This window comes from Dehalococcoidia bacterium (assembly GCA_041649635.1).
Classification (GTDB): Bacteria; Chloroflexota; Dehalococcoidia; order E44-bin15; family E44-bin15; genus JAYEHL01.
The window spans coordinates 65,665-76,692 of record JBAZMV010000007.1; the positions used below are offsets into that span (position 1 = coordinate 65,665).

Annotated in this window: 7 protein-coding genes and 1 tRNA gene; 6 read left to right on the top strand and 2 right to left on the bottom strand. The window is 50.0% G+C overall.

From position 1 onward, the window contains the following. The first annotated feature begins 62 nt into the window (after window positions 1-62). Window positions 63-5,279: a S8 family serine peptidase gene (locus WC562_09425; protein ID MFA5056367.1), complete on the top strand. Its 5,217-nt coding sequence runs from the start codon at window positions 63-65 to the stop codon at window positions 5,277-5,279. Between the two features lie 85 nt (window positions 5,280-5,364). Here WC562_09425 and WC562_09430 read toward each other — a convergent pair. After that, a tRNA-Gly gene (locus tag WC562_09430) sits at window positions 5,365-5,439 on the bottom strand. 48 nt (window positions 5,440-5,487) lie between these two features. On the opposite strand from WC562_09430, the gene WC562_09435 reads away from it, so the two are divergent. Continuing rightward, window positions 5,488-6,510 carry a tyrosine-type recombinase/integrase gene (locus tag WC562_09435; GenBank protein MFA5056368.1) on the top strand — a complete coding sequence of 341 codons (1,023 nt, stop codon included), beginning with the start codon at window positions 5,488-5,490 and terminating at the stop codon, window positions 6,508-6,510. Between the two features lie 2 nt (window positions 6,511-6,512). Here WC562_09435 and WC562_09440 read toward each other — a convergent pair whose 3' ends face one another. Continuing rightward, window positions 6,513-7,436 (bottom strand): hypothetical protein, encoded by a 924-nt coding sequence (locus WC562_09440; protein ID MFA5056369.1) that lies wholly within the window; start codon window positions 7,434-7,436, stop codon window positions 6,513-6,515. Window positions 7,437-7,797: 361 nt separating this feature from the next. Between WC562_09440 and WC562_09445 the strand changes: the two genes are divergently transcribed. From WC562_09445 to WC562_09460, 4 genes are all read left to right on the top strand, one after another. Continuing rightward, window positions 7,798-8,859: a tyrosine-type recombinase/integrase gene (locus WC562_09445; GenBank protein ID MFA5056370.1), complete on the top strand. Its 1,062-nt coding sequence runs from the start codon at window positions 7,798-7,800 to the stop codon at window positions 8,857-8,859. A gap of 199 nt (window positions 8,860-9,058) precedes the next feature. Then, on the top strand, window positions 9,059-9,754 hold the full coding sequence (locus tag WC562_09450; GenBank protein ID MFA5056371.1) for a tyrosine-type recombinase/integrase: 696 nt from the start codon (window positions 9,059-9,061) through the stop codon (window positions 9,752-9,754). Beyond that, a complete protein-coding gene (locus tag WC562_09455; GenBank protein MFA5056372.1) occupies window positions 9,747-10,259 on the top strand; it encodes a hypothetical protein in 513 nt (170 codons plus the stop codon). Before WC562_09450 ends, WC562_09455 begins: the two co-directional genes overlap by 8 nt. 318 nt (window positions 10,260-10,577) lie before the next feature. Beyond that, the coding region (locus tag WC562_09460; protein MFA5056373.1) for a hypothetical protein at window positions 10,578-11,028 on the top strand (451 nt) is incomplete at its 3' end.

Sequence of the window (11,028 nt, forward strand, 5' to 3'; positions counted from 1 at the left end):
ATAATATTGACGAAATTTAATAGTAATGATATAATGTAAAGTTATCCGACAGTGGCTAAATAATGGCTAGAAGAAGTTGGACCACAAAACTGTCGCTGCTATTAATGATGGCAGTGATATTAAGCCTGATCATACAGGTGTCAATACAGCATGTCTCGACACAAGCGGATTCTCCTGAAGTAACAGGCATCAACCTGCCCCCGGTTGTTTCCGCCAAGCATTCCAATCCTAAGATGGATTCCGCCCTTTCGCAATTGGTCGAGGCTGCCGGGCAAGGGAAAGCTGCGCACTTCGCACAACAACACGGGTTATATATTGAGTCCAACAAAGTTAGGGTCATCCTTGAAAGTAAACCAGATAAAATTCAAGACGCTATCCTAGCCGCGCAAGCTGTCGGCGGCAATCTTGAAACCAGTTACCGCAATCTAATACAGGTCAGGGTCCCAATTACTGCTTTAAACGACATTGCTAAAAGCCCCTATATCGATTTTGTACAAAGTCCTCTTACGCCAACAATTACTGAAACAACCATAGAAAGTATGGGGCTCATCAACGCTACAGCATGGAACGGCGCAGGGTACGACGGCACCGGTATCAGTATAGGTGTGCTTGATATGGGCTTTAAGAACTACTCAACGCTCTTGGGCACAGACCTCCCGTCATCAATTGCGGATACCTGGTGGTCTCCTACCATCGGATATAACGAAAGCGAACATGGCACAGCCTGCGCCGAGGTGATACATGATATCGCACCCAATGCCTCCCTTTATTTTGCCACCTGTAATACTTCCGTTGAATGGGGCAACGCGATAGATTGGTTCATCTCAAAAGACGTGGACATTATCTCATGTTCACTCATATGGCTCAACGGAGGACCAGGAGACGGTACAGGCACCATATGCGACGCTGTGTCCGATGCCGCTGATAACGGCATCCTCTGGGTTAACTCAGCAGGCAACTACGCTGAGGGCCATTGGATGGGAGAATGGAGCGATCCGGATAGCAGCCGTATGCATAACTTCAGTGTTAACGATGAAAGCAATGCTATTAATGTTGATTTAGACCTAAGCAGCACGATAAGACTTGGCCTGAGATGGAATGACTCATGGGATACATCTTCAAACGACTATGATCTAATTCTTTATAATTCCAGCCTTTCCATAGTCGCATCTTCAGAAAGACCCCAAGATGGATCTTCCTGGCCACCAATAGAAGAAATCAGTTATACTGCAACATACTCTGGCACCTATCACATAGGAATATATAACTACTCCGCCGACGGCACATCCGAATTGCACCTTTTCAGCTTCAATCAAGACTTACAGTACCAGAACCCGGAATACAGCATACTTCAACCAGCGGATTCCCCCGACGCTATGACCGTTGGCGCTGTAAGATGGTCCACCCCTAATGCTATCGAATCTTGGAGTTCACAGGGACCTACGATGGACAATAGGATCAAGCCGGATATAGTCGCCCCGGATTGCATCAACACCGCCTCGTATGGCGCAGGCGGCTTCTGCGGCACCTCCGCAGCAGCCCCTCACGTAGCAGGAGCTGCCGCTCTCGTCAAACAGATGTACCCGCTCTATACATACACTGACCTGCAGAGCCACCTTGAGTTCTCCGCCGTCGAGCTTGGAGATGCGGGAAAGGACAACGTCTTCGGCAGCGGCAGGCTATACCTGGACGAGACGCCGCCTAATCCTGATACCACGATAGATCCTATACTGGATTGCGTGAAAGAATTGAGCGCCATCAGCGGCAGCGCGTCATGTGAATACGGAACAATCAGTAATGTAGATCTACAGATAAACCGGAGCGACGACAGCTACTTCTGGAACGGCAGCGACTGGCAAGAAGGCGAAATATGGATTGATACTACCCCTGTAGATGGAACGTTCGATGAAGCATCTGAATTGTGGAGAATAAACAGTGCCTCTTTGCCCGTATGGACTACCGGTAACATATACTATATTGCAGCCAGAGCTATCGACAATGAAAGCAATTATGATCTTACACCGGCACTGGAATCATTCACAATCGGTGATATTGGCTGGGAAACAATGGAAATCGATATCGGTGACGACTTAATAGGAATATGGGGCAACTCCTCCTCTGACATATTCGTTATAGGGGGCAATAATGATAATACTAATGTCTTCGCACATTATGACGGAACAGAATGGGATGTTACCGGCAATACGTCAGGATATTCTCTCCGGGACATATGGGGCAGCTCAAGCTCAGATATCTTCGCTGTAGGCACGCTTGGCACCATACTGCATTACAACGGCAGTTCTTGGTCATCAATGGAAAGCAATACCTTAGACGATTTATGGAGTGTCTGGGGAGACTCATCAACAGATGTCTATGCCGTTGGCGCCAACGGGACTATCTTGAATTATGATGGATTCTCCTGGACAAATATGACTAGCACCACAAATGACACACTGCAATGTATCTGGGGATCCAACTCATCGAATATTTATGCCGTCGGTTACACAAGTACATCTAAAGGCACGATTCTTCACTATAACGGCTCATGGAACCATATGAGTATCGGAGATGTCCCACCCCTAGCCGGTGTGTGGGGTTTTGATCCCTCAGACATCTTCGCTGCCGGTTATGCCGGCACGCTTCTTCACTATAACGGTGCGTCGTGGAGCAGTATGAACAGCGGCACTGCCAACACACTGGGCCCACTCTGGTGCATAACAGGATCAAATGTTTTTACAGGAGGAGTTGGCGGCACGATCATTTACTATAGGGACCTGAACTGGATACCGTCATACAGCGGCACAACAAACACGATAAATGCGATATGGGGCAACGTACGCGACGTGTATGCCGTTGGAGACAAGGGTACCATCCTTCATTACAACGCATACCCGGATAGAAGCGTATATCTGAGCGGGCCTCAATCAGTAACGGTGGGACAGAGTTTCAATATGACGGTCGGAATCAGTAGAATTCCTGACTTATATACAGGCCGATTCTCTATGGAGTATGACCCAGACATCATCAGAATTGTTGCCCCTAATGTCGGTAACGGCCTCTTATACGGCAACGCTACTACGTATGAGGTGCTCACGGCAGGCAACTGGAGTCTCAACGGATCGGGTCCGGATAATCAGGGTATTATAGAGATAACTTTCAACCTCTCCAATTGCACCAACCCTATAGGCGTAACCGAAGGAAAACTGGCAAATATCTGTTTCACGGCTAACAGCAGCGGCACGACCAATATCTCATTTGTTCCATTATTAACCCTGACCGATTATTACGATGAAGACATACCCATGAACTGGTACAACAAATCAATAACCGTATACGACGTCATCCCTCCTCCTATAGCAGACCTGAACTGCTCGACAATAGCAGGCAATTACTCAGCTCTCCATTTGACATGGACCGCGACCGGAATAGGCGGGGGTGAATATGACATTCGATACAGACTGAACAGTCCGGTCACTGAAGAAAACTGGGGTTATTCAACAACAGTTAGATGCATCGGAGAGCCGACCCCTCAAGCGTCACCTGCTTCCGAATCTTTCAATGTGACCGGCCTTGATCATAACACAAAATACTATTTCTCTATAAAGGTCGCCAACCCCAATTCTATGTTTTCAGACATCTCCAACACAACATCTTGCACAACCGCCCCATGGCTTCACAGTCTTAATATAAGCATTGTCCCACCTGAAGGAGGCTCAGCAGAGGGCGCTGGAGAAGAATATCTACATGGTAATGTATATGACATCAGTGCTATTCCATCCAACTGTTACCACTTTGTTAACTGGTCGGGTGACACGGACACAATCGCCAATACCAGCGCTGCTTCTACTACCATAACCATGAACGATGACTACTCAATCACCGCAAACTTCGCTATAGATACCTTCACTCTGACTTACAACGCGGGTGCCGGCGGCTCCATCTCAGGCGATAGCCCGCAAACAGTCGACTGCGGCGAGGACGGCTCACAGGTCACCGCCGTCCCAGATGAATACTACCACTTCGTCGATTGGAGCGACGGCGTGCTAACCGCCTCCCGTACCGATACCAACGTACAGGATAACATCACCGTTATCGCAAACTTCGCTATCGATACCTTCACTCTGACCTATAACGCAGGCGCTGGCGGCTCTATCATCGGAATTAACCCGCAAACAGTCACCGTCGGCGAGGACGGCTCACAGGTCACCGCTACTCCGAATGCCTGCTACCACTTCGTCGATTGGAGCGACGGCGTGCTAACCGCCTCCCGTACCGATACCAACGCACAAGATAACATCACTGTTACCGCTAACTTTGTATCAGGAGAGCCGTTCTACCTTGACATCAGTGTGAACGGCAACGGTTCCGTAACCGGCCCAGGTGAAGGCACCTTCGGCCCCTATAACTGCGATAATACCATAGACCTGCTAGCGGAACCGGAACTGGGTTACGAATTCGTCAGCTGGTCAGGAGACATTTCTGCCATAGCAAATCCCTACTCGGCGTCGACCACTATCACTATGTACGATGACTACTCCATCACCGCCAACTTCGGACTGCCAGCCACCGGATTCTACGGCAATGCAGACCAAGACGGCATGCTATCCATCGGTGACTATTCCTCCTTAAGGCTCATGCTTTTCAATAAACAATCCTTTAATCCGGGCGGAGACGCGGACCAGGACGGTACGCTCTCTATCGGGGACTACTCACACCTCAGGCTCATGCTCTTTAATAAACAACCCATAGTGGACAAGTACGAAGTCTCATACGACTTCCTGTCCGGTGCGAGCTCCAATAAGTGGGCCAAGAGCAAAACGGTATCTTCCGTCCCCCCCGCCGACAACTATGATAACGAGTCAGGCTGGACCGATGCCATAATCCCCAATGACTACGACGACATAGCTCTCACCGACAGCGACGTGTGGACTATAACGGGATCGCCCGGCCTCTACTCGGCGCTGCAATGCAAGTTCACCGTCGTCAACAACCCCGCGGACATCACCAGCATAGGCATCACGCTCAACGGCTCATCCAGCATCGCCGGCAGCACACTGCGCTTCTACGCCTGGAACTTCGATACCGAATCATGGACACAGATAGGCAGCGACTTCTCCATGACCACTTCTATCGCCTCCTATTCCTCATGGGCCGCATGGGGCAAGGTGTATGCAGACTATATCGACGGCAGCCAATACATGTACATCTTAGCCATCCTGAATACCGCAAACGCTAACATCAACGTAGATTACCTCAAGCTCACCGTAGCACATCCATAGATACCCGTAGTCGATTAAGATTATTCAGCAAGATAATCTAAATCTCACAGTTAAGCATAAGCTTGGAGGAATCGCCAAAAAAGTCTGGAGCGGGTGATGGGATTCGAACCCACGACTCTTTGCTTGGGAAGCAAATACTCTACCACTGAGTTACACCCGCGAAATTCGTATCTATTCTAGCCCGCAAAACCCTATCTGTAAAGAGAGGGTGCTTGCTTCGTCAAATTCCGGCACCGACATCGCCGGCCTGCTTGAAGGTTACCGGCTGTGCGCCGCCACCGAAGGGAAAAGCCCTAACTCCACGGCAATCGTTATCAACAGTATGAGATACCTCAACGACTTCCTCAGTTGCAGCGGCCTGAGCACCGACGTGACCGTAATAGGCACGCGGGAAATCAGGGCCTTCATCCTCTACCTGCAGCAGAAGGTATGCTTGAGCCATCACCCCTATAGCAAGCCGCAGCAGAGGGGTCTCTCCGGACATACCGTGAATACCTACATGAGGTCCATCCGGGCCTTCTGGTCCTGGCTCGTCGAGGAAGAGATCATCGAGCAAAATCCCTTCTCAAAACTTAAAATACCGAAGCCGCCCAGGAAGATCATAGCCACCTTCTCCCCGCACCAAATCGATTCCCTGTTAAGCGCCATGAACGGCTCGGCGGAGGGCTATCGCAATACGGTCATCGTCCTTACCTTGCTAGATACCGGCCTGCGCATAAACGAGCTGATAAATCTGAAAATTGGAAACGTCTGTATTGAAGAAGGGCTGGTCAAGGTCCTGGGCAAGGGCAATAAGGAGAGGCTGGTACCCATCGGTAAGCAGATTCGCAAACTGCTATGGCGCTACATCCATCAATATCGCCCCGAACCGGTTCTGCCTAAAATAGATAACCTATTTCTGACCCAGGACGGCAGGCCGCTGACCAAGAACCGCGTGGGTACTACAATGAAACGCTACGGCGTCATAGCCGGGCTTAGCGGCGTCAGATGCTCCCCTCACACTTTGAGACATACCTTTGCCATTAATTTTCTTAGAAACGACGGCGATGTTTTCAGCCTGCAGAAGATATTGGGGCACTCATCACTTGAGATGACCAGGCGCTATTGCGAGTTGGCTAATGTGGATATTAAGAAGGCTCATGCTACGGCCAGCCCCGTGGATAATCTCGCGATGGAAAGGAAACTGGCTGTAGCCCGCGCTGCCAGGGACAGTAAAACTAAAAAGCGTTGAGATTAGCTGCCGTCGGCGGCTTCTTCGATGATTGAAGATAGTGCCGTTATATACGGTACTGCGTCTTTTCGCACCTTTCGTGCCCCGGCGACTATTTTGCCAATGCGTTCATCGTTGGCATATCGGGCGGCTAGGGAGACAGTAGCTTCCCTGCACTTCTCCATTTCGTCCAAAGAGCCCATGGCGAGATGATAGTTATGAGCATCTGCAGGCACAAGCCAGCAGTTGCCGGATTGTTCTTGAAGAATCTCCAGGTTCGGTTGCTTCTCGGAAGCGAAGTTGTCCACAGCAAATTCATAGATATACTTGGAAACGTTGTCCAGATAGCTTTCCCTTATTGCGGGGGGAGTGCCCGAGAGCCCACCCGTTTCACCTGCACCCCAAGTGCTGACATTAAAACTGAGAACTGCCCCTGGAGGGTTGTCCAAGAGCAAATTCGTTTCATCCTTGGCCTTGCTTCGGATTTCCGCCGCCAGAGCGCAACACATATAAACAAGTCTATCAAGCGATTTTCGCCACCGGTCATAGTATCCAAACTCCGAAAAGGAGGCTTTCATTCTGGCCATAAAAAGCGGATGGAGATGATCCATTTCTACCGATAGTTTTACCACCAGTTCGCCCCGATCCATCCAGAGCTTTAGCCCAGCCTCAGAGGTCTGTGGGGGATAACCGGTATCGGGAAGTCCCCAAATAGACCAGTCCTTTGCGCTGATATTGGAAATGCTGCTATGAAGCTGGATAGCTAAATCCTTGATTTCTTGAAATCTTGGCCGTATAAGATGGTCCTGTCGGTAGTGTCGAAGAATAACACCCGGCGTAATTCGCTCCACCTTCTGCAGAAGCCCTTTATGCACTTCATCAGAAGTAATAATGTCTAAACTTATTACTTCTTTGATAGCCGCCTCACTACACACCTCAACCGCCATCGAGTAGGATATCTCTGTACTAAACCATTTCTCCACCTCACCTACTCTCGACTTGGCACAATGCATTATGCTTGATACATCATCCTGAGAGCAACCCGCTCTACGTAATACCAAGATCGCTAGACACTTATCGATGTTAGATGGGGCTTCCACAAAAACTTCCTTCTGAAAACTAAACAGAACCGGTAAAAACTGCCACTATTGCAAATCTGTTTTATTCTAATAACAATCGTTTCTTTTGTCCAATAAGTGAGAATATAGGAGATATAGATAGCAAAGAAAACCGGGGCGATTAAGATTCCATTCCCGCCTCAGATTAATAATCGGAAGGCTCTGAACAGTAAGACGGACGGTACAGCTAATGACACTAGAACATGAAATAAATGATTTCCTAGAACAAGCCCTCGACAAGTCTGCTGCAACCGAGTTGAGCAAGCTCATTGAGGGTTACAAACTATGCGCTCGTAGTGAGGGAATCAGCGAAAACACAATCATGCTTACCGAAAGAGCTGTGAGCTATTTCAAAAATTTTCTGACGGGCTCCGGGTTGCCCACTAACGTGGAATCAATTGGTACGAGCGAAATCCGCAGCTTCATCTTACACTTGAAGGAGGTTCAGCGTTTTCAGTCGCACCCATTCATCAAAAGTCACGACAGGAAACTCACAGGACATACAATTAATTGTTATCTTCGTAGCATCAGCGCCTTTTGGAGTTGGCTATTCAGGGAAGGATTCTTAGAGGTCAACCCGTTCGCCAGAATAAAAATACCTAAAGCACCTACGAAGGTTATAACCCCATTTACCGAAGACCAAATCCAAAGTTTGCTTCAAGCACTGGACACCTCCGTTATATCCGGTCTCAGGGCCTATGCAATAATTTTAACATTTCTGGACACAGGGATGCGATTGAGTGAGTTGATCGGCTTAAAAAAAGATAACGTCGATCTCAGAAATAAGATGCTCAAGGTCTTCGGTAAGGGAGCTAAAGAGCGCCGGATTCCGATGGGGAAAAGGCTGCTGGCGGCCTTGTGGAAGTATCAGCTGCATCGGCCGCAACCGGCGACGGGATCAATTGACAACTTTTTCCTCACGCAAGACGGTTGGCCGCTCACAAAAAACAGAGTGGAAACGATCATCAAAGATCTAGGTACAAAGGCAGGGTTACAAGGCGTGCGGTGTTCACCTCACACCTTCCGGCATACCTTCTGCATCGAGTTTCTGCGAAACGGCGCCAATCTTTTCAGCCTACAGCAAATGACAGGACACTCATCCCTAGAGGTTTTACGCGGATACGTAGCTTTAGCTGAGTCTGATGTCAAAATTGCTCACCAGAAGTTCTCCCCGGCCGATAACCTGAACTTAAAAATGCCTTGCTTAAGGAAAAATAAACACGGGAAAAAAGCTATGGAGAGGGATACATGAAAGCTAAAGCGATTTATGCAGTTCAGTATAAATGTGCTCTATACGGCAGAACACTTATGTCAAGAAGTGAAGCCAATGGCTGAGAGTCTTGAGCGAAACGAAGGATTGCGAATCTTGGCTCGAATTATCGCTAAGGCATACCTCGCTGACAACAAGCGTAGTGTCCGAGGGTCCAAAACACGTGAGGAAGGCAAGAAAGATGAAAGCATATCTCGAACCAACAGAAATAAGTCTACTGGAAAACGCCGCAGAAAACCTTCGCGATAGATTGCTGGTTCATATTCTGTTCCATCTAGGCTGCCGTATCTCGGAAGCCCTGGCGCTGACCGTGGATGATGTAGACCTCGAACATGGCCGAGTCACCATCAAGCATCTTAAATTTCGTATCAAGATATCATGCCCCCAATGCAATGCCAGGCTGGGCAAGGCTCATACCTTTTGCCCGAAGTGCGGCGATAAAGTGGAACAGACTGTAGCCAGGGAGCAAGAACACCGCCGCGTACGCACCTTGCCGCTCGATAATGGCACCCTGGCATTGCTTAAAGACTACATCGAGCGCGGCGGCCCAGTAACCAGAGACGCTAAGCAGGTGATCTTCGGCATCAACCGCCATCGCGCCTGGCAGATCGTCAGCGACTGCGCCTCCCGAGCCGGCCTCGGAGGTCTGGAGAACCCGATCACCGGCAGGAAGTGCGGCATCAGCCCGCACAGGCTGCGCGACGCGTTCGCCGTCCACGCCATGAAGCACAATGACTCCGGCGACGGTCTCAGGATGTTACAGGAGCACCTGGGGCATGCCAGCTTCGACACAACCGCCAGATACAGGAAGATCGCCGGCGAGGAACACCGCGACTGGTACCAGGGGCTCTGGGAGAAGGGGGAAGGAAGTGCCTGAGGCACTTAGGCCGAAGAGAGGCGGTTTCTTGCGACCCTTCGGCTGCGGCTGGTTCATCAGGGAGTTCCTATCGGGGAACGGTCCCTACGGCGCTCCTTCTATCAACCCTGATATAGGCGCTCCGCAATCCGAGATATTCTACCGCTACAAGAACGCCCTCATGCAGGCCACAGCAATGGATAGAGCCACAAAGGAAGAGGAACGTCTAGCCGGGCGCGATAAGCGCCGCATAAGCCCGGAGAGAATCGGAGAGCTAACCGAGCGGCACCTATCACGTCTCCCATATAAAACAAGCAGTTGCAACTATCACTCGTTTGTTGTCTACTTCTCCAACCTGCAGAGGCTGGGCTGGGTCGAGTTCACCGGCAGGGAGGAGCCCTCCGCCTTTCAGGAGCACTGCCCCTCCGGCCCTCCCCGCAGGTACTTCCGTTTAACAACAGCGGGCAGGCAGGCCGCCGACGCTGCCTGGAAAAGCCCCCACGCTGCCCTCTACGGCGGCGCTTAGCCCTCAACCGCAGATAACCTCACAAGCAAGCCTATCAGCCCCTTTCCCGTGTAAATTTACGTATTGAACGTTTCGCCCCGCAAATTGTGCAATCGTCAAACGGGTGGCATTGTCGCCGTTCATGTAAATATAGGTTCATTTTGTGAGTGAACGAAAGGACATTTCGTGCAATGCTGTAATTGTAAAAAACGCACCTTAACAAACGAATGATGGAGCTTTGACCAGGGCGCTTGCCCTCAAACGGGCGAGGCATATAGAAAGCCCCAGCCAGGGATTAGCTAGCTGGGGAAGCCTAGCCTCGCCCCGAAAGGAGCGAGTATGGAACTAGACTGGGAGAAGTATAGCGAGGTTGCCGATAGATTTCAATACAAGGCTAGATATGAGGACAGGGACGACTTGAGGCACAGCATTATAGTCAGACTTGCCGAGGTAGCCGGCAGGAACGACGACAAGCCCTTGACCGAGGGCGCAATGGTAAGGGTTGCCAGCTACGTTGTAATGGAATACTGGCACGCCGAGAAGCGCAACGGCAGGGTAATAAGCCTCAATAATGAGGTAAGGGACTGGGAAGGGGACAGCATAGAGCTACTTGATACCATTGCCGATGATAGGGCTCTAAACCTCGAATCGTGGGTTGACTCGAAGTCATGGCTAGTAGGTTGTCCCAGGCGGCTGATAGAGATAGCCAGCAAGAGAGTGAACGGGGAAACGCTAGCAAACGCCGATCGGAAGTATCTCTGTAAACTGCGCAAGCGTGAAATCAAACCTT

Coding starts and splice junctions, on each gene's coding strand:
- WC562_09425 (MFA5056367.1), top strand. CDS start 63: ATGGCTAGAAGAAGTTGGACCACAAAACTGTCGCTGCTATTAATGATG.
- WC562_09440 (MFA5056369.1), bottom strand. CDS start 7,436: ATGGCGGTTGAGGTGTGTAGTGAGGCGGCTATCAAAGAAGTAATAAGT.
- WC562_09445 (MFA5056370.1), top strand. CDS start 7,798: ATGACACTAGAACATGAAATAAATGATTTCCTAGAACAAGCCCTCGAC.
- WC562_09450 (MFA5056371.1), top strand. CDS start 9,059: ATGAAAGCATATCTCGAACCAACAGAAATAAGTCTACTGGAAAACGCC.